Source organism: Streptomyces sp. C36 (assembly GCF_040932295.1).
GTDB lineage: Bacteria > Actinomycetota > Actinomycetes > Streptomycetales > Streptomycetaceae > Streptomyces > Streptomyces triculaminicus.
In genome coordinates, this window is record NZ_JBFQGI010000005.1 from 317,493 (window position 1) to 339,780 (window position 22,288).

Genomic DNA, 22,288 nt, shown 5'->3' on the forward strand with positions numbered 1-22,288 from the left:
AATTAGACCCGTTAAGGTGGCCTTGACCTCTTGACAATACCTGCGACCGTGGATAAGGCGCGCGTCAAGGGGGTGATGGCGGAGTGCCGCACTACCGCCCGGCCCGTGACAGAATCGGTCCGGCTCACAGGTACCAGTAGCGAGCAGGAGACACAGCACGATGCGCATCGGAGTCCTCACCGCGGGCGGAGACTGCCCTGGCCTGAACGCTGTCATCCGTTCGGTGGTACACCGGGCGCTTGTCGGCCACGGCGACGAGGTCATCGGCTTCGAGGACGGCTTCAAGGGGCTGCTCGAAGGCCGCCACCGCAAGCTCGACCTGGACGCCGTCAGCGGCATCCTGGCCCGCGGCGGCACCATCCTCGGCTCGTCCCGCCTGGAGCGCGCCCGGCTGCGCGAGGCGTGCGAGAGCTCCAAGGAGCTCGCCCGCGACCTCGGCATCGACGTGCTCATCCCGATCGGCGGCGAGGGGACGCTCACCGCGTCCAAGATGCTCTCCGACGCGGGCCTGCCCGTCGTCGGCGTCCCCAAGACCATCGACAACGACATCTCCTCCACGGACCGCACCTTCGGTTTCGACACCGCCGTGGGCGTCGCCACGGAGGCCATCGACCGCCTCAAGACCACCGCGGAGTCCCACCAGCGGGTGATGGTCGTCGAGGTCATGGGCCGCCACGCCGGCTGGATCGCCCTGGAGTCCGGCATGGCCGGCGGCGCCCACGGCATCTGCCTGCCCGAGCGTGCCTTCGACCCGGCCGACCTGGTGAAGATGGTGGAGGAGCGCTTCGCCCGAGGCAAGAAGTTCGCCGTCATCTGCGTCGCCGAGGGCGCCCACCCCGCCGAGGGGTCCATGGACTACGCCAAGGGCGCCATAGACCAGTTCGGTCACGAGCGCTTCGCCGGCATCGGCACCAAGCTCGCCGGTGAGCTCGAGCGCCGCCTGGGCAAGGAGGCCCGCCCGGTCATCCTCGGCCATGTGCAGCGCGGCGGCACGCCCACCGCGTACGACCGCGTCCTCGCCACCCGCTTCGGCTGGCACGCGGTCGAGGCCGCCCATCGCGGCGACTTCGGCAAGATGACCGCGCTGAAGGGCACCGACATCACGATGGTGCCGCTGGCCGACGCGGTGACCGAGCTCAAGCGCGTCCCGGAGAACCGGATGAACGAGGCGGAGTCGGTCTTCTAGACCGTACTTCCGTACCTCTCCTCGAGAGTGACGAAGGGCGGCGGGTCCACTGGACCCGCCGCCCTTTCGTGTACGCGTCGTGCCGCGCCGCCTACTGCGCCCCGATCGCCTCCAGCGTGTCCAGCTTCGCCGCCCGGCGGGCCGGCCAGACCGCGGCCAGCACGCCGACCGCGAGGGCCAGCAGCAGGAACACCCCGATCCGACCCCACGGCACGACCATGGCGTACTGCGGGAAGGACGAGCGCAGCAGGTGGCCGCCGGACCAGGCGAGGAAGACGCCGACCCCGACGCCCAGCACCGCGCCGAACATCGCGATCATCACGGACTCCAGCCGGACCATCCGCTTGACCTCGCGCCGGTCCAGGCCGATCGCGCGCAGCATCCCGATCTCCCGGGTCCGCTCGAAGACCGACATGGCCAGGGTGTTGACGACGCCGATGACGGCGATGACGACGGCCATGCCCAGCAGCCCGTACATCAGGTAGAGGATGTCGTCGATGCTGCCGGCGTCGGCGCGACGCAGGTCGTCCTGGCTCTGGACCTTGATGAGCGGGTTGCCGCCGAGCGTCTCCTTGATCTTGACCGGCAGGTCCTTCGCCCGGCCCGGGGCGGCCTTCAGCAGCACCTGGTCGTCGCGCACCTTGTCCATGTGCGGGTCCAGGAGGGCGGGGGCGGTGAGGACCGAGGAGAGCACGTCGTTGTCCCGGTAGACGGCGACGACGCGCGGGGCGGCCTTCTTCCCGTCGTAGAAGGACATCGGCAGGGCGGCACCGGCCTTCAGGCCCCGGTCCTTCGCGAACGTCTCGGAGACCGCGACGGTCGCTGTGCCGCGGACGTCGGACAGCGAGCCGCTGACCATACGGACGTCCGCCACCTTGGCGATGGCCGCGACATCCGTGGCCAGGGCGAGCGAGGGGTGGTCGTCCGTCCGGAAGCCGGTCGTGCGCAGCGCGACGGCCGCGTCGACGCCGGGCTGCCCGGCGAGCGTCCTGGCGATCTCGGGGGAGAGTCCCTGGTAGCTGGAGGAGCTGACCTTGTAGTCGGCGGTCAGGTCCTGCGGGCCGAGCTTGGCCATGCCCCGGTCCGCCGAGACGGCGGCCACGGTCAGGCCGGTGATCAGGGTGAGGCCGATCATCAGGGCGGACGCGGTGGCGGCGGTGCGGCGCGGGTTGCGCAGCGCGTTCTGACGGGCGAGCTTGCCGCTGACGCCGGAGAGCCGGATCGCGAGCCGTCCGAAGAGATGGACGAACGGGCGGGAGAGCAGCGGGGCCAGGACGATCACGCCGGCGAGGGTGAGCGCCGAGCCGGCCATGGCGTACTGCATGCCGCTGCTGTCCTTGAACGTGGTGACGTACAGCATGGTCGCCACGCCGAGGCCGGTGAGGGCCGCGCCGAGGGAGTTGCGCAGGACGAGGCCGCGGGTGGCCGGCGCCTGGTCGACGGCGGCCAGCGCCTCGACCGGGGCGATCCGCGCGGCCTTGCGGGAGGGCAGCCACGCGGCGAGCACGGTCACCACGACGCCGACGCCGAGGGCGGTCAGCGCGGCCGTCGGCGTGACGACCAGCGGGCCGTCCGGCAGACTCGCGCCGGTCGCGTTCAGCACCGAGCGCAGGCCGGTGGCCACGCCCAGGCCCAGGACGAAGCCGACGGCGGAGGCGGTCAGGCCCAGCAGGCCCGCCTCGATCAGCACCGAGCGCACCACCTGGCGGCGCGTGGCGCCGACGGCCCGCAGCAGCGCGATCTCCCGGCTGCGCTGGGCGATGAGCATGGTGAAGGTGTTGGCGATGATGAAGACGCCGACGAAGAGGGAGATGCCGGCGAAGACCAGGAGCGTCTTGCGGATCGAGCTCGTCTGCTCGTCGATCATCTTGGACTCGGCGGCCGCGAGCTGCTTGCCGCTCTGCGCCTCGAAGGACCGCGGCAGCACCCGGCGGACCTCGGCCGTCAGCTTCTGCTGGTCGGTGCCGGGGGTCGCGGAGACGACGAGCTCGCTGAACTCGCCGGGCTTGCCGAAGAGCTTCTGCGCGGTCGCCGTGTCGAACAGGGCGAGGCTGCCGCCCGCGCTGACGCGCGGGTCGTCGGTCGCGGCGATGCCGACGAGCTTCTTGGTCATCACCGGGCCGTCGACGGCGAGCCGGACGGTGCCGCCGACCTCGGCGCCCGCCTTCCCGGCCGTCTTCGCGTCCAGGACGATCTCGCCCTCGGCGGCGGGGCCCCGGCCCTTGACGATCGGGTAGCGGCTGTCCTTGCCGTTCGCGCCGGGTACGTAGTTGGCGCCGGTGCTGCCCCACTCGCTGCCGGCGGGATTGTTCCCCTTGTCCGCGATCACGGCCGCGCCGCCGACGGACGGGCGTACGGCGGCCACGCCGGGCAGGGCGCGTATGGAGTCGACGACGCGGTCGTCGAGGGGCCGCGCGGCCTCCGCCTCGGCGTCGGTGCCGGGGCGGCCGCCGCCCGCGGTGACGGAGACGGCGACGTCGCCGAGGCTCTTGGACATCCGGTCGCGGAAGGCGCTGCCGACGGAGTCGCTGAAGACGAGGGTGCCGGAGACGAAGGCGGTGCCGAGGAGGACCGCGAGCGCGGTCATCATCAGCCGGGTTTTGTGCGCGAGGAGATTGCGCAGGGCGGTACGGAACATTTCGGGGTCAGTCCTGGAGATCGAGGCCGGCGGGGATCAGGGCGTGGATCAGGGCGCTGATCAGCTCGTACGGCCCTTGGCGTCGAAGGCCTTCATACGGTCCAGCACCGCGTCGGCCGTCGGTTCGCGCATCTCGTCGACGATGCGGCCGTCGGCGAGGAAGAGGACGCGGTCGGCGTAGGAGGCGGCGACGGGGTCGTGGGTGACCATGACGATCGTCTGCTCCAGCGCCCGTACGGACTCGTGGAGGAAGCCCAGGAGTTCGGCGCCCGAGCGGGAGTCGAGGTTGCCGGTCGGTTCGTCCGCGAAGATGATCTCGGGCTTGGAGGTGAGCGCGCGGGCCACGGCCACCCGCTGCTGCTGGCCGCCCGACAGCTGGCTCGGCCGGTGCGCGAGGCGGCCGGACAGGCCCAGCGTCGTCACGATCTGCCCCAGCCACTCCCGGTCCGGCCTGCGGCCCGCGATGTCCATCGGCAGGGTGATGTTCTCCAGCGCGGTCAGGGTCGGCAGCAGGTTGAAGGCCTGGAAGACGAAGCCGACCTTGTCCCGGCGCAGCCGGGTCAGCTGCCGGTCGCCGAGCGAGCCGAGCTCGGTGTCGCCGATGAGGGTGGACCCGGAGGAGATCGAGTCCAGGCCGGCCATGCAGTGCATCAGCGTCGACTTGCCGGAGCCCGACGGCCCCATGATCGCGGTGAATTCGCCGCGCCGGAACTCCACCGACACCGCGTCCAGGGCCGCCACACGGGTCTCACCCTGCCCGTAGACCTTGCTCAGTCCCGTGGCACGGGCGGCGACGGCGCCGCGGCCGCGGCCGTGGCCGGGGTGCGGGTGGGGGAGGGCATGGGCTGCGGCCGAGTGGGACACGAGGTCTCCTCCGGAGGGGGGCAGGGGGACGGAATCAACGGTTCCAATCCTCGGCGCGGCCGCCGGGCGATACGTCAGCCATGCGGCCGGAATCCGGCGTCGCACTTTGGGTCGCCAGGGGTACGCCCACGTAGTCCCTCAGATGGATCCCGTCATCCTCGGGGCTCACTCCCTGCCCCTGTCCTCCCCTCTCCTCACCCCTTGACCGCGCCGCCCAGCGCGAAGCCGCCCCCCAGGCGCCGTGCGATGAGGGCGTAGAGAAGGATCACGGGCGTGGAGTAGAGGATCGAGAAGGCCGCCAGCTGCCCGTAGGCGACCTGTCCGTAGTTCCCGAAGAAGGTGAAGATGCTGACGGACGCGGGCAGTTGGTCGGGGGTGAGCAGCAGCATGAAGGGCACGAAGAAGTTGCCCCACATCATGATGAAGCAGTAGACGGTCACCACCGCCACGCCCGGCCCCATCAGCGGCAGCACGACCCTGACCAGCGTCTGCAGCCTGCCCGCGCCGTCCGTCCAGGCCGCCTCCTCCAGCAGGACGGGCACGCCGTCCATGAAGTTCTTCATCAGCCAGATGGCGAAGGGCAGTTGGGCGGTCGCGAGGAACAGCGCGGTGCCGTAGACGGTGTCGATGAGGTTGATCCGTACGAACAGCCCGTACACCGGCACCATGATCGCCGTGATCGGCAGGCACGTGGCGAACAGCAGCCCCAGCAGATACGGCCGGCTGAAGCGCGAGCGGTAGCGCGACAGCGGATACGCGGCGAGGGCCGCGCAGGCGATCGTCAGCAGGGTGGCACCGCCGCACAGCAGGAGGCTGTTGAGCATGGGGGTGAAGGTGATCTCGTCGGTCAGGACGGACGAGAAGTTCTCCGGCGTGAGGCGCGCGGGGGTCCGGACGCGAAGGCCGGCCTCCGCGTCCACGGACGACAGGACGAGCCACAGCAGCGGTACGGCGAAGGCCGCCGCGACGCCCAGCAGGGCGGCGTCGGCGGCCAGACGGTGACGGGTGCGGCGGGCGAGGAGCGGGCGCATGGCACCTCCGGGGCGCGGCACGGCGTGGCGTACCGCCGGCGCGGCGTCGCGCGAGCGGGCCAAGGGGAGCGTAGCGCGCGCCGGAGGTGTGCGTTACCCGGCGTCGGGGCCGGGTGGGGCCCTCAGCGAGCGGGCGAGTAGATCTGCCCGGCGAAGGCCGCGACCTGGGCGTCCGGCAGGTGCCGGGCGACGTCGGCCTCGCTGATCATGCCGACCAGGCGCTTGTTCTCGATCACCGGCAGCCGGCGGATCCTGTGAATCTCCATTTCGTGCAGGACGTCGTCGACGTCGGCGTTCGCGTCGATCCAGCGGGGCGTGCCCTCGCACAGGTCGGCCGCGGTCACCTTGTCCGGGTCGTGCCCCTTGGCCAGGCACTTCACGACGATGTCCCGGTCGGTGATGATGCCGCACAGCCGGCCGTTGTCGTCGCTGACCGGCAGGGCGCCCACGTCGAGCAGCTGCATCACCTGGGCGGCACGGGTCATTGTCTCCTCACGCGTGATCCACTGCGCGCCCTCGTGCATGATGTCCTTGGCCTTGGTCATGATCGGCCTCCTCGGCCCTTCGTTCCGGGAAGACGGCCCGCCGGGCCGACCGGGTGGGCGGCGGTCATTGCCGGGCGTAGACCATTCCCGCGAACTCGGCTATCTGGTCTTCCGTGAGGTGCTGGGCGAGATCCGCCTCGCTGATGATGCCGACCACGCGCTTGTTCTCGACCACGGGCACCCTCTTGATGCGGTGACCCTCCATCTCGTGGAGCACCTCTTCGATGTCGGCGTTGGCGTCCACCCAGCGCGGCGTGCCCTCGCAGAGTTCGGCGGCCGTGCACTCGGCCGGCGCGCGGCCCTCGGCCACGCACTTCACCACGATGTCGCGGTCGGTGATGATGCCGCACAGCCGCTCGTTGTTGCTCTCGTCGGCCACCGGCAGGGCGCCTATGTTCAGGTCGCGCATCATCTGTGCCGCGCGTTCCAGGTTGTCCGACTTGGTGAGCCAGTGGGCTCCGGGGTGCATGATCTCCTTGGCCGTGGTCATGTGTGCCTCCTGAGTGCGTGCGATCTTGACGTGCTCTCCTGATGGCACCTCCATCGTCCCTCTCCCCGCCCCCCGGGGCGATCGGAGGACTGCTCCGTTCGGGTGACGGCCCCCACGCCCGTAAGCCCGGCCCGCACCCCCGCGCGCCGGGCGCGCCCCGGCCCCCGGTGCCAGACTGAACCCGGCCGGATAAAACCGGCGGAATCCGTCGAAGGAGCACACCACCATGCTCACCACCGACTTTGTCACCGGCGCTCCCAACTGGCTCGACCTCGGCACGCCCGACACGGAGGCGGCCACCGCCTTCTACGGCTCCGTCTTCGGCTGGGACCTCGAATCCGCCGGTCCCGACGCCGGGGGCTACGGCTTCTTCAAGAAGGACGGAAAGAACGTCGCCGCCCTCGGCCCCCTCAGCGAGGACGGCGCCAGCTCCGCCTGGACCGTCTACTTCCAGACCCCCGACGCCGACGCCACCGCCAAAGCCGTCGAGAAGGGTGGCGGCGTCACCCGCGTCGCCCCCTTCGACGTCATGGAAGCCGGCCGCATGGGCTGCTTCACCGACCCCGGCGGGGCCGACTTCGCCGTCTGGCAGCCGGCAGCCGTCAAGGGCCTCGAGAAGACCTCCGACGAGGGCTGCCTGTGCTGGACCGAACTCCACGCCGGCGACCTCGCCGCCGCGAAGGCCTTCTACCGGGGCGTCTTCGGCTGGCGCTCCGCCGACCTCAAGGTTCCCGGCATGACGTACACCGTCCTGTCGACCGCGGAGGGTGACGACCAGCAGGAAGCGTCCTTCGGCGGCGTGGTCCCGCTCCTCGAGGAGACCGAGACCCCGCGCTGGATCCCCTACTTCGCCGTCGCCGACGTCGACACGGTCGTCCGTGCGACGCAGGGGGGCGGTGGCTCCGTGCGGGTGCCGGCCTCCGACGTCCCGGACGTCGGCCGCATGGCCTGGCTGGCCGACCCCTTCGGCGCGACGTTCGCGGTGATCAAGCCGCAGCCGCCGGTGACGCCGCCGACCGTTGTCATGGGGTGAGTTGCGCTTCGCCGTGACGTCTCCGCGCTCCGACTCCTCCAAAAGGCAGTCGAGTTGGGCACGCACAGGGCGCAGCGCCGGTTCCGCGCTCCGGCGCGGGGGCGTGCCGCGAGGCGGGGCGGACACGACTCCTTCCCGCACCCGGCCCGACCGTAGCGTTGAACGCGCAAGCAACCTCAGGTGCGGAGGGAGCGACAGATGGCAGTGATGGTGCACAGCCGTGGCGCGGGGTGGAACCCGGAGCTCTACCAGGCGACGATCGACAAGGCGATTCCGGACAGGGCGAACCCGCCGGCCGGGCTGCTGGCCCATGTCGCCACGCCGGCGGGCGAGGGGGAGTGGCAGGTGATCGACGTCTGGGAGTCGGAGGAGGCGTTCCGCGCCTTCCTGGAGAAGATCGTCATTCCGGCGGCGATGGAACTGGGGGCGCCGCCCTTCGACTCCACGGTGTTCGAGGTCTACAACTACCTGATTCCGTAGGTCACCGCCTGGAGGTCCCGCCAGCGCTCCCGCCACTCCTGCTCGTTGCCGTCGAGGGCCCAGACGATGCTGCGCAGTGCTTCCCATCGAGGGATCCGCCGGCCGCGGAAGACATCGGAGAGGGTCGAGGGGCCGACCACGACGGGGAGTGCGTCGTTGGCGCGGATCCGGTCCGAGATCTGCCGCAACGACGGGGCGCCGGCCGTCGTCCGCAGGCGTCGCAGCTCGGCGGCGAACGGGGCCGCCCCTCGCGTGGGGCCGATGCCGGACTGCCGCGGAAGCGGGGTCGGTTCCACCGCCGGTGCGGCCGGTGCCGCGCGGGGTGCGGGCACCGGAACCCGCCGGCGGCGGGACCGCTCGCGTTCCAGCTCCGCCTCCGTCGCCGTGCGCTTCATCAGCCACTCCACCGGATCCCCGCCCCAGGCGGTGACCAGGGCGCCCAGGATCGGGCGCGTCGGTACGCGCCGGCCGCGCAGGGCCGCGTAGAGCGTGGAGCGGGGGATGTGCGATCGCGCCGCTATCTGATCGACCGTCGGGGCCTCGAAGCCGGCGGCGTCGCGCAGGGCGCGGAGTTCGAGGGCGAACCGGGCCAAGGGTCCGTCGGCCGAATCCAGATGCGTGAGCCGTCTGGGCATGTCGTCCCCCATTGTCGCCGTTTGGGCGCGTATTGTAGTCGTATTGTCTCGTTCGATTGAACAGGGACAGACGGTCAATACATGCTGGTGGCCCGGAAGTTGACAAGCCGCCAGTGTCCCCGGCCTCGCAAGCACAAGAGGACACATGGCGGCCCAGCCAGCCGATGTCATCGGCGGGAAGGACGGACCGGATGGGTCAGTCGCTCTCTTATCGTCCCCTACGGCCCCCGTGGAAGCGCAAGCCGTTCCCGGACATCGCCGTCGTGGTGGTGGTCGTCATCGTCGTGCTGGGCGCGGGTCTCGCGCTGCCCGGTGACCGGGTCGCCGCTTTTACGGGGCTCTTCGGCGCCGTCGCCAACCTGGTGGTGCTGACGCGTCACGGGAAGGGCGGGGCGGGCGTCCGCTCCCATTCCTGACGCCGGCCGAGGGAGGGGCGGAACTCGAGGTTCCGTCCCTTCTCCCGCCCTGTCCAACCGTTATATTCCGAGGCTTGTCTTTGCTTTTTCTTTGCTGTTGACTCGAGCGGCTGTACCCCATCTCCACTGCTCGAAGGAACCTTTCGTGAACCGCTCCGCCCGTGTCCGCCGCACCCTCTCCGCCCTCGCCGTGGCCGGCCTGGCGCTGACCGCCGTGACCGCCGTGACCGCCTGCAGCACCGAGGACGTCCGGAAGGCCGCCGGGAAGGAGGAGGGCACCGAGGGCAGGAAGTCGGTCGAGGAGAAGGCCGCCGACGCCAAGAAGTCCGTCGAGGACAAGGCCGTGGACACGGTCGACAAGGCCGTGGGCGGGAGCTTCGAGGTCACCTACGAGGTCACCGGCTCCGTCGACTCGGTCGACTTCAACGAGGGCAAGGGCTCGGCGGCCAAGCCGGACTTCACCACCGAGGAGAAGCCGAAGACGCCGTGGAAGAAGACGGTGACCCTCAAGGGCATCGAGTCCCCGACCGTCAGCGCGATGGTCGCCGAGGGCGAGGGCGGCTGCAAGATCACGTACAAGGGCAAGGTCCTGGACGAGAAGACCGCCAAGGCCTCGGACACGGGTCTGGCGCTGTGCAACGCGGTCTCGCCGCTCGGCCAGTAGTCCCCGCTCTGTCGGCAGTCCCCACTGGTTCAGCAGTCCCCACTGGTTCAGCAGTCCCCGCTGGGTCAGTAGTCCCCAGTCGCCGCGGGAGGGGCCCGTTCACACCTCCTCCCGCAGCAACCGCACGTACACCGCCGAGAACAGCCCTCCCACCAGCAACAGCAGCAGCGCCACCGCCGTGCCGTAGCCGATCAGGGACTTCAGGAACGCCTGGTCGTACATGAACACCGGCAGCGTCTGGCTGCGGTTGCCCGGCCCGCCCCGCGTCATGGCCCAGATGAGGCCGAAGACCGACAGTGTCTGCAGGGTGTTGAGCATCAGGTTCGTGCCGATCGAGCGGCGGATCATCGGCAGGGTGATGTGCCAGAAGCGGCGCACGCCGCTCGCCCCGTCGACCTCCGCCGCCTCCGTCACGTCCCGGGGGATCTCCGCGAGCGCGGCCGAGTAGACCAGCATCGAGAAGGCCGTGCCCCGCCAGACGTTGGCGAACGAGACGGCGAGGATGGGCAGGGTGAACAGCCAGTTCTGGCCGGGCAGGCCCAGCCCCTCCAGGACGGCGTTCAGCGTGCCCTCCCGGGTGAAGAACGTGTAGAGCAGGAAACCGGCGACGATCTCCGGGAGCACCCACGCGGCGATCACCACCGTGCCCGTCAGCGTCCGCACCGCCTTCGAGGCGCGTCGCATCAGGGCGGCGAGGGCGAAGCCCAGGGTGTTCTGGCCGACGATCGACGACAGGACCGTGAAGACCAGGGTCAGCAGCACCGCGTGGGCGAAGTCGTCGTCGGCGAAGGCGCGCCGGAAGTTGGCGAGGCCGACGAACGAGGCCGAGGCCTGGCCCGAGAGCTGGGTGTCGGTGAAGGCCAGGACGACGCAGTAGCCGATCGGCCCGGCGAGGAAGAGCAGCAACAGCAGGGTGGCCGGGGCGAGAGGGAGCCAGCGCGGCAGACCGCCCGCGGTGCGGCGCGCGCTCACCGGGCCGTCACGCCCGCCGGGCCCGCGATCGAGCGCAGCCGCTCGTCGTAGCGCCGGGCGGCCTGCGCCGCGTCGGCGTCGCCGGTCGTGACGGACTCCATGGCCTCCTGGATGGCGTTGGAGACCTGCGGGTAGACCGGCAGCGCCGGGCGGTGGTGGGTGACCTGGACGAGGTCGGTGAAGAAGGAGACGCCCGGCATCGACGTGCGGTAGGCGGGGGCCGCGGCCACGTCGTCGCGCACGGCGATCTGCGCGTCCCGCACGGTCCAGTCGGTGGCGTTGGCGGGGCTCTGCAGGGTTTCGACGAGCTGCCAGGCGAGGTCGGCCCGGGGCGACTTGGCGCTCACCGACCACGCCCAGCCGCCGGAGAGGCTGACGCGCCCGGGTGCCTTGCCGTCCCGTGTCGGGAAGGCCGTCCGCCCCATCACCTTCGACCACTGGGGCCAGGGCCTGGCCCCGGAGGCGAGCCAGAACTTGCCGAGCCAGGAGCCGTCCAGGGCGATGGCCAGCTTGCCGCCCGGCAGCCAGTCGTCGGTCACCCGGGTGCCGATGGTGGGGGAGAGGGCGTCCGACGGCTCGGGGCCCAGCTTCTCGGCGTAGACGGTCCGGACGAACTCCAGCGCGTCCCGGAAGCCCGCCCCGCCCGTCACCCACTTCTTCGACGACGGCTCGTAGAGCGGGTCGGCCCCGGTGCCGTACGCCAGCATCTCGAAGCCCTGCATCGAGGCGGCCTCGCCGGCGCCCTTGCCGGTGTAGACGTTGAGGGGGATCACCCCGGGCAGCTTGCGCTTGAGCGTACGGGCGGCGTCCAGGACGTCGTTCCAGGTCCGCGGGTGCCAGTCGGCCGGCAGACCGGCGCGGGCGAAGAGTTCCTTGTTGAACCACAGGGCGCGGGTGTCGGTGCCGTCCGGCACCCCGTACGTCTTCCCGTCCTCCGCCCGCACCGACGCCTTCGCGGCCGGCGCGAAGCGGCCCCACTGCTTCCAGCCGGCCAGCCTGTCGTCCAGGGCTCTCAAGTAGCCGCTCTTGACGTCGGAGTTGAGGACGAAGGTGTCCTCGTGCACGACGTCCGGTGCGGTCTTGGGCGACCGCATCATCTGCTGGACCTTGGCGTAGTAGTCGTCCTGGGTGGCCTGGACGGGGATGAGCCGGAGCTTCTTGCCTTCGTGCTCCCGCTCGAACTGCTTCTTGATCACGGCCAGGTAGTCGTCCATGAGCCGGACCTTGTTGTCCGTGCTGCGCGGATAGACGACCTTCACGGTGTCCGGGTCACCGCCGGAGTCGCCGCAGGCGGTGAGCGTCGCGAGGGCGGCGAGGGCGGTGAGGGCTGCGACGAGAGGTACGGGGCTGGTGGGGCGCACGGCACGACCTCCTGCACCTTGGGATGTCGAGTCGTACGTTCCCCCGGCGGCCCCGCCGCACGCGCCCGGGCCCTCAGCGCCTGCCGGCCCAGCGGTAGAGCAGCTCGGGCCGGCCTATCTGCCCGTACTGCGGGGCCCGTGCGGCCCGCCCGGTGTCCACGAGGTACTCCAGGTAGCGCCGCGCTGTGATCCGCGAGACGCCCACCGTCGTGGCGGCCGCCCCCGACGAGAGGCCGCCGTCGTCGGCGGAGCGCAGGGTCTCGGTGATGGCCTGCAGGGTGTCCACGGCCAGGCCCTTGGGCAGCGCCACCGGCTGCGGCGCGCGCAGCGCGGAGAGCGCCCGGTCCACCTCCTCCTGCCCGCTCGCCTCCCCGGCGGCGGCCCGGAACTCCGCGTACCGCACGAGGCGGTCGCGGAGGGTGGAGAACGTGAACGGCTTGAGCACGTACTGGACGACGCCGAGCGACACCCCCTCGCGCACCACGGCCAGGTCGCGGGCGGAGGTGACGGCGATGACGTCCGCGGCGTGCCCGGCCGCGCGCAGCGAGCGCACCAGCTGCAGGCCGTGGCCGTCGGGCAGGTAGAGGTCCAGCAGGAGCAGGTCGATGGCCGTGCGCTTCAGGAACTGCGAGGCGTCGCACCGCGAGTGCGCCACGCCCGCGACCGTGAACCCGGGCACCCGGCCCACGTACAGCGCGTGGGCGTCGGCGGCCACCGGGTCGTCCTCGACGACGAGCACCCGGATCGGGGGCGCGGCCGCTCTCGGCAGCGGTCTCGGGCTCGTGCTCATGCGGGGACTCCTTCGGATGTACGGACACTCAGGGGCAGCCGGACCGTGAACTCGGCCCCGCCGCAGGGGGAGACGCCGAGGGCGACCGTGCCGCCGTTGCGCCGGACGGCCTGCTTCACGAGCGCCAGCCCGAGCCCGCGGCCGTGCGGCGCGGGCCCCGGCGACTTGGTGGACCAGCCGCGCCGGAACACCTCGTCCACGGCGTCGGGCGCGACGCCGGGGCCGCTGTCGCCGACCCTCAGCAGCAGTTCTCCGTCCTCGGCGCGCACGGTGACGACGACCCGGCCGGGGCGGTGGGCGTCGCGGGCCGCCTCGACGGCGTTGTCGACGAGGTTGCCGAGGACGGTGACCAGGTCGCGGGCGGGCAGGCCGGGCGGCAGGAGCCCGTCGTCGACGCGGGTGTCGTCGGCCAGGACGAGCTCCACGCCCTGCTCGTTGGCCTGGGCGGCCTTGCCCAGCAGCAGCGCGGCCAGGACCGGTTCGGCGACGGCCGCGACGACCCGGTCGGTCAGGGCCTGGGCCAGCTCGAGCTCGGCGGTGGCGAAGTCCACGGCCTCGTCGGCGCGGCCGAGCTCGATGAGGGAGACCACCGCGTGCAGCCGGTTGGCGGCCTCGTGCGCCTGCGAGCGCAGCGCCTCGGCGAAGCCGCGGACGGAGTCCAGCTCGCCGGACAGCGCCTGCAGTTCGGTGTGGTCGCGCAGGGTCACCACCGTGCCGTGCCGCTCCCCGCCGGAGACGGGCGAGGTGTTGACCACCACGATCCGCTCGGCGGTCAGGTGCACCTCGTCGACGCGCGGCCCGGGGGCCAGCAGGGCCTCGGTGACGGACGGCGTGAGCCCGAGGGCGTCCACGCGGCGGCCGACGACGTCGCCGTGCAGGCCCAGCAGCTCCCGCCCGGCGTCGTTGATCAGCGCGATGCGTCGGGCCCCGTCCAGCATCAGCAGCCCCTCGCGCACCGCGTGCAGGGCCGCCTCGTGGTAGTCGCGCATGCGGCCGAGTTCGGCGGCGTTCATGCCGTGGGTCTGGCGGCGCAGCCGGGAGTTGAGGAGGTACGTCCCGGCCCCGCCGAGGGCGAGCACCGACAGCGCCACCACGAACAGCACGGTCAGCTGGCGGCGCACCTCGGCGCTGATCGCGTCCACGGTGATGCCGGCGCTGACCAGCGCGGTGACGCCGGCGGAACCGGACCGCACGGGCACGACGGCCCGCACGGACGGGCCCAGCGTGCCGGTGTACGTCTCCGAGAACGCCTGCCCGCGCAGGGCGGGGCCCGTGTGGCCGAGGAAGCGCTCGCCGATCCGGAGCGGGTCGGGGTGGGTCCAGCGGACCCCGCCCGGGCTCATGATCGTCACGAAGTCGACCCCGGTGTCGTGGCGCACCCGCTCGGCGTACGGCTGCAGCGCCGCGCTGGGATCGGGCGTACGCACCGCCGCGCGCACGGCGGGGGACGCGGCGACGGCGGCCGCGGCGGCCGTGACCTGCCGGCGGGCAGCCTCCTGTGCCTGACCGCGTCCGGAGACGTAGGCGAAGACCGCGCAGGCGGCCACCACGGCGGTGACCAGCACGATCTGCATCGCGAAGAGCCGGCCGGCCAGGCTGCGGGGGCGGCGTATGCGAGGTTTGCGCATGGCGGACAGTGTGCCTGCCCTTGCGTTCGTGAACGTAATGCACGCAAGGGTGACCGCCGTCACATCCGCGTGCATAGTCTCCGCGACGACGTACGGACGCGTCCAGGCACACGAGGAGACAACCGTGGCAGTGCAGTTCCCATCGGCCGGCCGCAGGCCCGACCGGACCCATTACCTCTATCTCGCCGTGATCGGCGCGGTGCTCGCGGGCATCGTGGTCGGCTTCGCGGCACCCGGCGTCGCGGTCGACCTCAAGCCGCTGGGCACCGGCTTCGTCAACCTGATCAAGATGATGATCTCGCCCGTCATCTTCTGCACGATCGTGCTCGGCATCGGATCGGTGCGCAAGGCCGCGAAGGTCGGCGCGGTGGGCGGGCTCGCGCTCGGCTACTTCCTGCTGATGTCCACCGTCGCCCTCGCCATCGGCCTGGTCGTCGGCAACCTCCTGGAGCCCGGCAGCGGCCTCCACCTGACGGACTCCCTCCGGCACGCCGGCGAGGCCCAGGCCAAGGGCGCCGCCCACGAGTCGACCTCCGCCTTCCTGCTCGGCATCATCCCGACCACCATGGTCTCCGCCTTCACCGGCGGCCAGGTGCTCCAGACCCTGCTCGTCGCGCTGCTCTGCGGCTTCGCCCTGCAGGCCATGGGCCCGGCCGGCGAACCGGTGCTGCGCGGCATCGGCCACATCCAGAAGCTGGTCTTCCGCGTCCTCGGCATGATCATGTGGGCGGCGCCGGTGGGCGCGTTCGGCGCGATCGCGGCGGTGGTCGGGGCGACGGGCGTCGACGCCCTGAAGTCCCTGGCCGTCATCATGATCGGCTTCTACACCACCTGCCTGATCTTCGTGATCGTGGTGCTGGGCACGCTGCTGCGCCTGGTGGCAGGGGTCAACATCTTCACCCTGCTCAAGTACCTGGGGCGCGAGTTCCTGCTGATCCTGTCGACGTCGTCGTCCGAGTCGGCGCTGCCGCGACTGATCGCGAAGATGGAGCACCTGGGCGTCAGCCGCCCGGTCGTCGGCATCACCGTCCCCACGGGCTACTCCTTCAACCTCGACGGCACGGCCATCTACCTGACCATGTCCTCGCTGTTCGTCGCCGAGGCCATGGGACAGCCGCTCTCGGTGAGCCAGCAGATCTCGCTGCTCCTGTTCATGATCGTGGCGTCGAAGGGCGCGGCCGGAGTGACGGGCGCGGGACTCGCCACCCTCGCGGGCGGCCTGCAGTCGCACCGCCCCGAGCTGGTCGACGGCGTCGGTCTGATCGTCGGCATCGACCGCTTCATGAGCGAGGCCCGCGCCATGACCAACTTCGCGGGCAACGCGGTGGCCACCGTCCTGATCGGCACCTGGACCAAGGAGATCGACAAGGAGCGGATGGCCGAGGTCCTCGCCGGCCGGGCCCCCTTCGACGAGGCGACCCTGCTCGACGACGCCCACGGCCACGGGCACGGCGAGGCGCCGGACCCCTCGGGGGAGTCCGGGGACAAGGAGCCGGTACCGGCGTAGGCCCGGGGGTGGGCGGGGAGCACGGCCCCGCCCGCCACGGACCCGGTGGGCTCAGTCGCGCCGTCCCCGGGGACCTTGGCGCGTCTTGGCCAGCCACTCCGGGTCCGGCTCGGTGTCGCCGCCGCCGTACGCGTCGTGCCAGTTCCACCACTCGTACGGCGGGGTACTGGGGTAGCCCTCGGGGGAGTCCTCCCACGTCTCCTGCCGCCCGAGCGCGGTCATGTCGAGGTAGCTCCAGGTGCTCCCCAGCGCCTCGTCGCCGCGGGCGTTGATGAAGTAGGTGCGGTACACGCTGTCGCCTGTGGCGCCGTCGCGGATGAACGCGTTCGTGCCGTGCCACTCGTTCACACCGAAGTCGGCGTCGAAGGTGTCGGTGATCGTGTACCAGGGCATCGTCCAGCCCATCCGCGCCTTCACCCGCTCGATGTCCGGCTGCGGCGCGCGCGAGGCGAAGACGAGCGTGGTGTCGCGGGCGTTCAGATGGGCGAGGTGGCCGACGTGGTCGGCGACCATCGAGCACCCGCGGCAGGCGTGCTCGGGCCAGCCGAACACCCCGGGCTCGTGGAAGGCGCGGTAGACGATCAGCTGACGACGCCCCGCGAACAGGTCGAGCAGACCCACCCTGCCCTCGGGGCCGTCGAACGCGTACTCCTTCTCCACCGCCGTCCACGGCATCCGCCGCCGCTTGGCGGCCAGCGCGTCCCGGGCCCGGGTCAGCCGCTTCTCCTCCACCAGCAGCTCCTGGCGCGCGGCCTCCCACTCCTGCGGCGGAACGATCGGGGGAGTCTTCATGATGGCGTTCACCCTTCGGCTGGAGCGACCCCCTGCGTCCAGGGTCGGCCGCCACCGCCCCGGGCGCACACCGAGCGGGCGGAGCGAGCCGCTCCGGTTCACCCCGCGAGTCGGAAGCGGCTACGGGGGCCGCCGATGCCCCAGTGGCTGAGGTGGTAGGCCGTGCGGGAGATCAGCGTGGCCGCCGTCCGGTCGGCCTTGGCGCGCCTACGGGCCGGTGGGCGCACCGCTTGCGGTAGGCCGGGGGGGTCGTAGGGCGCCGTAGTCCGTGAAGCGGCGAGTGCCGCAGTGCTTGCAGCGGGCCTCGCCGGTTCCTCCGGATTCCCAGTCGGGGTGATGGCACGTCACCGGTTCGCCTCCGAGCTGGAGTGCGCCGTGATCCAGTGGCGGTGCGCGTCGGCCGCCGCCTTGCCGCGCTGCTCGGGCGGCACGGTGCGGCGGCGCGCCGCCAGCGTTACGCAGTCGGGGCACGTGCCGAGGTAGGGCCGCAGCCCCGCCGCCTCGCGCTCCTCGCCGGTCGCCAACCGCAGGGCCGCGAAGGGCACCTCCCATTGCAGTGAGCCGTCGGGGCTCTGCAGCTGTACGCGGCTGCTCGAGCCGCCGATCACTTGGGCGATCCTGTCTTCCCGTACGTCCACCACGTAGGCGCCTTTGCGGTACATGGGCCCTCCGAACTCCGGTCGCGCTCCTGCGTGTTGGTAGAACCATAGGGCAGGCGCTAAAAGCGTTTAGCGGTTTCGTGAAACCCGTCGGAGTGAACCGTTGAACGGTTGACCGCATGGCAGCATGGACCTGCAAGGGGAGGAGCGAAGTGCCATTGAGAACAGCACCAACCGCCCGGCAGCGGCGGCTTGGCGTCGAGCTGCGCAGGATGCGCGAGCAGGCAGGGATGACCGCTCCGCAGGTGGCGGAGCAACTGGGCGGCAACCGGACCGGCATCACCAATATGGAAGCGGGTCGCTTCGGTGTCAGCGTGGAGCGCATCAGGGCGCTCGCTCGGATCTATGCGTGCGGCGACCAGCCGTACATCGATGCCTTGGCGAGTTTGGCCGAAGAGCGGGGCAGGGGCTGGTGGGACGACTATCGCGACATCGTCATCAAGGCCGCTGTCGACGTGGCCGAGATGGAGCACCATGCCCTGGGCCTACGCTCAATGACGATCATGCATATGCCTGGGCTTCTGCAGACGGAGGACTACGCCAAAGCGGTCTTCGCCGCGGGCATTCCGAAGTCGACTCCCACGGAACTACGCCGCAATGTCTCCTTCCGTATGCGGCGCCGGGCGGTTCTGGACAGGGATAATCCGCCTACTTGCATGTTCCTTGTACATGAGGCTGCCCTACGGATGCAGTTCGGTGGGCCGGAGGTGGCAGCCAGGCAGCTACGGCACGTGCTCGAGGAGTCGGAGCGCGAGAACATCACCGTGCGTGCGATTCCGTTTGCGGCCGGTGGATTCTCCATGGCTGGCCTGTCCGTCCTCTACGCTACGGGCCCTGTGCCCCAACTGGACACAGTCCAACTCGATGTAGCGCACGGTGGTGCGCTGCTGGATGCCCAGGCTCACCTGGCCAACTATCGGGCTAGATTGGACTATGCGGAAGAGATTTCTCTGGGCCCCGACGATACCCGCAAACTTATGCGTGATATCGCTCAACAGTGGTGAAGGTGTGGCATGTCAGAGATTCGCTGGCAAAAATCGTCATTTTCTACGGACACAGCGGCATGTGTAGAACTTGCCCTGTGGCAAAAATCGACTTTCTCATCTGAAACGCAGGGCGACTGCTTAGAACTCGCCAAACCGCCCGGCCGAATACTCCTCCGCGAAAGCGACACCCCCGACACCGTGATCACCACCTCCCCGGCCGCCCTGCGAGCCCTGCTCGCCACGGCGACCGGGCGGTGGCGCTAGGCGCTGTCCGGGTCAGCCGCAGCGGGACCAGGCTCCCCATTGGCCGTTGCCCGGGTCGACGCTGCACCAGTAGCCGCTGCCGTACACCTCCACGGAAACGGCGCGTCGGGCACCCTGCGCCGCGGCCGCGCCCGTGTCGTCGGCCCGGCCGTTGTGCGGCATTTCCTGCCAGCGGCCCGAGCCGGGCCACGCGTGCCAGATCGTGCGGTCCGGAGCGATCCCGAAGCTTTCGAGACGTGACGAGGTCCAGGCAACGTCCAGGATGCTCGAGCCGTCGCGGAAGGTGCCGGTGTAGCCGTACCGGCTGGCGTTCCAGTTGGCTGCGCCGGTCCCGCCCGGCGTCACGGTGAAGTCGGCGTCCGGGGACGAGCCGGCTGCCACGAGGGCGCGTTTTACGGCGAGTTCGCCCGGGTCGGAGGTGGTGGCCGGAGCGGCCTGGGCCGCGGTGCCTGCGGAGAGCGTCGCCGCCAAGGCCGCCGCTGCTAGTGCCGTCATCGCTCGTGCGCGGTTGAGCATGGTGGTGCCCCCTGTTCGCGGTCGTACGGACGGTGATCCGGTGGCCAACGCCGCTTGTCTAGCAGCGGGCTGCCACCGCGACCAGAGGGGCCGCACCGGGTTGGCCCCGTTCAGGACAGGCACGGGCCGGCCGAGCAGGGGATTGGTGGAGACCGGCCTCCGCCCCGCGAACGAGCCGGCGTTCCGCCGTGCGGCGGAGGCGGTCGGCCGCCACGACGGATGCCGTACACCGTGACGTCGCGGGAGCCTGGTTCCATGAACGACACGATGAGGCTCCCGGCAGCACCGATGAGGCTCCAGGCAGCCCCCAGATGGTCCGGGTACGCCGCTGCCGCATGGGGCTTCGCGTTCGCCGTGCCGAGCTTCTACTGGGCGGTGGGCGGTCTGGCCGGTGCCGAGTCCACGATCGCGCCGGCCCTGGTGAAGCTGGTGCGGGAGCGCGATACCGGCTTCGTCACGGTGCTGTGGGTGACCGGCGTGCTCAAGGTCGTCGGTGGTCTGCTGGGGCTGGCCCTGATACGCGACCGGGTGGGGAAACGCGGCCCGAACCGTCTCCTGCAGCTGATGGCGTGGGGTGCGGCGGTGCTGCTCGTGTGGCATGGAGCGCTGTTCGTGCTCCAGGGGCTGCTCGTGGAGACCCATGTGGTGGGTCTGGACCCGGAGCTGCGGCCGGTGAGCCGCTGGTACACCTACCTGTGGGGGCCGTGGTTCGTCGCCGGCGGGGTGGCCTTCGCCCTGGCCGCCCGCGCCCACGTCAGGAAGGTGGCCGACCGGCGGGACGCCACCGCCGCCGGTGTGGTCGGCGGGGTCGGCGCGCTGGTGCTGTCGGTCGTCGCTCTGGTCGCCGGCATCGGCTGAGACCGCATCCGCGGCCACCGGCCTCGTCGCGGCGGAACGGTGACGCGGCCGCGAGAGAGCCCCGCCCGGAGAGGGCGGGGTCCTGCGTTCAGCCACAAACAGCCCCGCTCATCCGCGACGGGGGCGTACGGGCAGGTCCCAATGGGGCGCGGTCAGCGCAGCGCGGTGCGGACGTGATGCCGCAGGGTCTCGTCAGCGATCATGTCCATGCTGCGCCACGCGTAGCCGCTCACCTCTTCCTCTTGCAGGGTCACGGCCTGGTCGCCTTCGAGCCGGAAGAGGTACCGGAAGTCGGTGTGCTGGTGCGCCGGCTCGCCCTTGCTCGTGTTTTCGGGGATGGGGTGTACATCGATGTGTACGGGGGTGGGCAGCACCGGGGCCACCTTGAGCGTGATGCCGGTTTCCTCCACGAGTTCCCGCAGGGCGGCCCTCAGCAGGTTCGGGTCCTCGGGCTCGAGGTGCCCGCCGGGTGTCAGCCACTTGCCGAGCGCCACATGGTGGATGAACAGCACCTCGGAGAGCTGGTTGACCAGGACGGCACCCGCCGTGGCGTGGCCGCGGAACTCCTTCCGGCTGGTCAGGTCGGCCCCGGCGTCCAACAGTTCGTACACGGGGGCGAGTACGGGTTTCTCGTCGGGGTGGGTGTCGGCGTATGCGCTCAGAGTGTCGCGGATGTGCTGCCGTGTGATGGGCATGGATCACCTGTTGTAGTAGTTGAGCCAGGTTCCTGCGATGGTCGCGCGGTCTTCCGTGGGCACTTCGTGCATACCGGGGTCGAGCCCCTCTCGGGCGAGCTGCCGCACACCCGCGAGGATTTCAGCTTGGACCAGAAAGATGAACGGTCCAACGCTCGCGCCGTGGATGAAGTTGACCGCGTTCCCGTCGTTCAGCAGATAGAAGTAGTGACCCGTCGTGCTGTACCGGGTCACGTTCTCCCCCGAGCTGGTGCGGCTGTAGCCGTCGGGCAGCCCGTCCAATTCCAGCTCGTCCTCGGAGCTGGTCACGGTGGCGACGTACGCACCGTTCCTGAGCAGCGGGAAGTCCTCCCCACGGAGCGAGAGCGCGCCCGTGGCACACAGGATGAGTCCCGCACCGGCCAGTGCCTGGTCCCGGTCCCGGGCGACCCCGAACCCTTGCGAGAGCGCTTGTGCCCGTCGCACGGGGTCGATGTCGTACACCGTGACATGCACGCCCTTGGCGTGCAGGAGTCGGGCAATGCTTGACCCGAGCTTGCCGAACCCGATCACGAGCGCGGGACGCCCGTGCAAGATGTCGCCCCGCCCCCGCAACAGCGCTTCGGCGGAGAAAACGACACTTTGCCCCACGAGGAAGTCCTCCGGATCCTTGAGGGGACTCCGCGCGACCGAGACGACGGGGCACGGCAGCTTCCCGAGCTCGGCGTACCGCTTGTGCCCGTTCTCGGTGTCCTCGACCACGCCGAGTACCCGTCCGGAGAACCGAGCGCACAGCATGTCCAGCGCGGGGGCGAAGTATCCGCCCACATCGAGCAGCACCACATCTTCGCCCGCCGCCCTGGTCTCCAGGTACGTGACCGCGGTGTCCGGATCGGCGAAGGTCTCGCGGGACAGCGCGTCGCACGGTGTCGTCTGTTCGATATCGCGCCGCGCGGCGAGGTTGATGGACTTCGGCTTGGGGAGTACGGCCCGCAGGTCCGACACGGTGCCCACGGCCCGGACGAACGCGGGGCGCTCCGGCAACAGGTGCGTCACCAGTAGCGAGGACGGACGCTCGGGCGGTGCGAACGCCTTTGCGATTTTGCCGAAGTACGTATCGAGCCGTGCACGTTCTGAGGCCTCCACCGGACCCCTCCTTCGTCGGGATGGGACGACGTGCCCCGTCAGCTCTCTCCGGCAAGGGCGAAGGCGCGCGGCAAGTACCGACAGACAGTGCGCGTGGTCACTGGTGAGCGTCCCGCCCTCGCTCGTCCGGACAACGACACGCAGGGAGGGTGG

At 70.9% G+C, this 22,288-nt stretch carries 25 protein-coding genes; 9 read left to right on the forward strand and 16 right to left on the reverse strand.

Annotated elements, in window-relative coordinates:
* Nucleotides 1-160: 160 nt before the first annotated feature.
* Nucleotides 161-1,186 (forward strand): ATP-dependent 6-phosphofructokinase, encoded by a 1,026-nt coding sequence (locus tag AB4K12_RS17810; protein ID WP_086568144.1) that lies wholly within the window; start codon nucleotides 161-163, stop codon nucleotides 1,184-1,186.
* A 91-nt stretch (nucleotides 1,187-1,277) separates the two neighbouring features.
* Here AB4K12_RS17810 and AB4K12_RS17815 read toward each other — a convergent pair whose 3' ends face one another.
* From AB4K12_RS17815 to AB4K12_RS17835, 5 genes are all read right to left on the reverse strand, one after another.
* Complete coding sequence (locus AB4K12_RS17815; protein ID WP_368435094.1) at nucleotides 1,278-3,824, reverse strand: ABC transporter permease; 2,547 nt, start codon at nucleotides 3,822-3,824, stop codon at nucleotides 1,278-1,280.
* Nucleotides 3,825-3,884: 60 nt separating this feature from the next.
* Nucleotides 3,885-4,598 carry an ABC transporter ATP-binding protein gene (locus AB4K12_RS17820; protein ID WP_368435282.1) on the reverse strand — a complete coding sequence of 238 codons (714 nt, stop codon included), beginning with the start codon at nucleotides 4,596-4,598 and terminating at the stop codon, nucleotides 3,885-3,887.
* A 284-nt stretch (nucleotides 4,599-4,882) separates the two neighbouring features.
* A complete protein-coding gene (locus AB4K12_RS17825) occupies nucleotides 4,883-5,719 on the reverse strand; it encodes a carbohydrate ABC transporter permease (RefSeq protein ID WP_207248160.1) in 837 nt (278 codons plus the stop codon).
* A 122-nt stretch (nucleotides 5,720-5,841) separates the two neighbouring features.
* Nucleotides 5,842-6,264, reverse strand: a complete 423-nt coding sequence (locus AB4K12_RS17830; protein WP_368435095.1) for a CBS domain-containing protein — start codon at nucleotides 6,262-6,264, stop codon at nucleotides 5,842-5,844.
* Between the two features lie 64 nt (nucleotides 6,265-6,328).
* Nucleotides 6,329-6,754, reverse strand: coding sequence for a CBS domain-containing protein (locus tag AB4K12_RS17835; protein ID WP_368435096.1), 426 nt, complete (start codon nucleotides 6,752-6,754; stop codon nucleotides 6,329-6,331).
* A 226-nt stretch (nucleotides 6,755-6,980) separates the two neighbouring features.
* On the opposite strand from AB4K12_RS17835, the gene AB4K12_RS17840 reads away from it, so the two are divergent.
* Together AB4K12_RS17840 and AB4K12_RS17845 are read left to right on the forward strand one after the other, a co-directional pair.
* Nucleotides 6,981-7,787, forward strand: a complete 807-nt coding sequence (locus AB4K12_RS17840) for a VOC family protein (protein ID WP_086568156.1) — start codon at nucleotides 6,981-6,983, stop codon at nucleotides 7,785-7,787.
* Nucleotides 7,788-7,985: 198 nt separating this feature from the next.
* Entirely contained in the window at nucleotides 7,986-8,267 is a 282-nt protein-coding gene (locus AB4K12_RS17845; RefSeq protein WP_368435097.1) for a hypothetical protein, read from the forward strand.
* Here AB4K12_RS17845 and AB4K12_RS17850 read toward each other — a convergent pair.
* On the reverse strand, nucleotides 8,252-8,902 hold the full coding sequence (locus AB4K12_RS17850; RefSeq protein WP_368435098.1) for a helix-turn-helix domain-containing protein: 651 nt from the start codon (nucleotides 8,900-8,902) through the stop codon (nucleotides 8,252-8,254). The genes AB4K12_RS17845 and AB4K12_RS17850 overlap by 16 nt on opposite strands.
* Before the next feature lie 191 nt (nucleotides 8,903-9,093).
* Between AB4K12_RS17850 and AB4K12_RS17855 the strand changes: the two genes are divergently transcribed.
* Both AB4K12_RS17855 and AB4K12_RS17860 read left to right on the forward strand, forming a co-directional pair.
* The gene (locus AB4K12_RS17855; RefSeq protein ID WP_143587608.1) at nucleotides 9,094-9,318 is read left to right on the forward strand and encodes a hypothetical protein; all 225 of its coding nucleotides are present in this window, start codon (nucleotides 9,094-9,096) and stop codon (nucleotides 9,316-9,318) included.
* Between the two features lie 145 nt (nucleotides 9,319-9,463).
* Entirely contained in the window at nucleotides 9,464-9,982 is a 519-nt protein-coding gene (locus tag AB4K12_RS17860) for a hypothetical protein (protein ID WP_368435099.1), read from the forward strand.
* Between the two features lie 99 nt (nucleotides 9,983-10,081).
* Here the strand turns inward: AB4K12_RS17860 and AB4K12_RS17865 are convergent, their stop codons facing one another.
* From AB4K12_RS17865 to AB4K12_RS17880, 4 genes are all read right to left on the reverse strand, one after another.
* Nucleotides 10,082-10,954, reverse strand: a complete 873-nt coding sequence (locus tag AB4K12_RS17865; protein WP_368435100.1) for a carbohydrate ABC transporter permease — start codon at nucleotides 10,952-10,954, stop codon at nucleotides 10,082-10,084.
* Nucleotides 10,951-12,315: an extracellular solute-binding protein gene (locus AB4K12_RS17870; protein WP_368435101.1), complete on the reverse strand. Its 1,365-nt coding sequence runs from the start codon at nucleotides 12,313-12,315 to the stop codon at nucleotides 10,951-10,953. The genes AB4K12_RS17865 and AB4K12_RS17870 overlap by 4 nt, the downstream gene beginning before the upstream one ends.
* Nucleotides 12,316-12,388: 73 nt before the next feature.
* Nucleotides 12,389-13,105: a response regulator gene (locus AB4K12_RS17875; protein ID WP_368435102.1), complete on the reverse strand. Its 717-nt coding sequence runs from the start codon at nucleotides 13,103-13,105 to the stop codon at nucleotides 12,389-12,391.
* Entirely contained in the window at nucleotides 13,102-14,733 is a 1,632-nt protein-coding gene (locus tag AB4K12_RS17880; protein WP_368435103.1) for an ATP-binding protein, read from the reverse strand. Before AB4K12_RS17880 ends, AB4K12_RS17875 begins: the two co-directional genes overlap by 4 nt.
* A gap of 130 nt (nucleotides 14,734-14,863) precedes the next feature.
* Between AB4K12_RS17880 and AB4K12_RS17885 the strand changes: the two genes are divergently transcribed.
* Nucleotides 14,864-16,240, forward strand: coding sequence for a cation:dicarboxylase symporter family transporter (locus AB4K12_RS17885; RefSeq protein ID WP_368435283.1), 1,377 nt, complete (start codon nucleotides 14,864-14,866; stop codon nucleotides 16,238-16,240).
* A 51-nt stretch (nucleotides 16,241-16,291) separates the two neighbouring features.
* Here the strand turns inward: AB4K12_RS17885 and AB4K12_RS17890 are convergent, their stop codons facing one another.
* From AB4K12_RS17890 to AB4K12_RS17900, 3 genes are all read right to left on the reverse strand, one after another.
* Nucleotides 16,292-17,032 (reverse strand): DUF899 domain-containing protein, encoded by a 741-nt coding sequence (locus tag AB4K12_RS17890; RefSeq protein ID WP_368435104.1) that lies wholly within the window; start codon nucleotides 17,030-17,032, stop codon nucleotides 16,292-16,294.
* Nucleotides 17,033-17,239: 207 nt separating this feature from the next.
* Nucleotides 17,240-17,380 (reverse strand): DUF6255 family natural product biosynthesis protein, encoded by a 141-nt coding sequence (locus tag AB4K12_RS17895; protein ID WP_368435105.1) that lies wholly within the window; start codon nucleotides 17,378-17,380, stop codon nucleotides 17,240-17,242.
* The gene (locus tag AB4K12_RS17900) at nucleotides 17,377-17,694 is read right to left on the reverse strand and encodes a hypothetical protein (protein WP_368435106.1); all 318 of its coding nucleotides are present in this window, start codon (nucleotides 17,692-17,694) and stop codon (nucleotides 17,377-17,379) included. The genes AB4K12_RS17895 and AB4K12_RS17900 overlap by 4 nt, the downstream gene beginning before the upstream one ends.
* Before the next feature lie 149 nt (nucleotides 17,695-17,843).
* Here AB4K12_RS17900 and AB4K12_RS17905 point away from each other — a divergent pair, with 149 nt between their 5' ends.
* The gene (locus tag AB4K12_RS17905) at nucleotides 17,844-18,695 is read left to right on the forward strand and encodes a helix-turn-helix domain-containing protein (protein WP_368435284.1); all 852 of its coding nucleotides are present in this window, start codon (nucleotides 17,844-17,846) and stop codon (nucleotides 18,693-18,695) included.
* Nucleotides 18,696-18,704: 9 nt separating this feature from the next.
* Entirely contained in the window at nucleotides 18,705-18,941 is a 237-nt protein-coding gene (locus tag AB4K12_RS17910; protein WP_368435107.1) for a DUF397 domain-containing protein, read from the forward strand.
* Between the two features lie 12 nt (nucleotides 18,942-18,953).
* Here AB4K12_RS17910 and AB4K12_RS17915 read toward each other — a convergent pair whose 3' ends face one another.
* The gene (locus AB4K12_RS17915; protein ID WP_368435108.1) at nucleotides 18,954-19,457 is read right to left on the reverse strand and encodes a hypothetical protein; all 504 of its coding nucleotides are present in this window, start codon (nucleotides 19,455-19,457) and stop codon (nucleotides 18,954-18,956) included.
* Between the two features lie 255 nt (nucleotides 19,458-19,712).
* Between AB4K12_RS17915 and AB4K12_RS17920 the strand changes: the two genes are divergently transcribed.
* Nucleotides 19,713-20,315 carry a DUF3995 domain-containing protein gene (locus tag AB4K12_RS17920; RefSeq protein WP_368435109.1) on the forward strand — a complete coding sequence of 201 codons (603 nt, stop codon included), beginning with the start codon at nucleotides 19,713-19,715 and terminating at the stop codon, nucleotides 20,313-20,315.
* A 152-nt stretch (nucleotides 20,316-20,467) separates the two neighbouring features.
* Here the strand turns inward: AB4K12_RS17920 and AB4K12_RS17925 are convergent, their stop codons facing one another.
* Both AB4K12_RS17925 and AB4K12_RS17930 read right to left on the reverse strand, forming a co-directional pair.
* A complete protein-coding gene (locus AB4K12_RS17925; RefSeq protein ID WP_368435110.1) occupies nucleotides 20,468-21,010 on the reverse strand; it encodes an NUDIX hydrolase in 543 nt (180 codons plus the stop codon).
* A gap of 3 nt (nucleotides 21,011-21,013) precedes the next feature.
* Nucleotides 21,014-22,135 carry an adenosylhomocysteinase gene (locus AB4K12_RS17930; protein WP_368435111.1) on the reverse strand — a complete coding sequence of 374 codons (1,122 nt, stop codon included), beginning with the start codon at nucleotides 22,133-22,135 and terminating at the stop codon, nucleotides 21,014-21,016.
* Nucleotides 22,136-22,288: the final 153 nt, after the last annotated feature.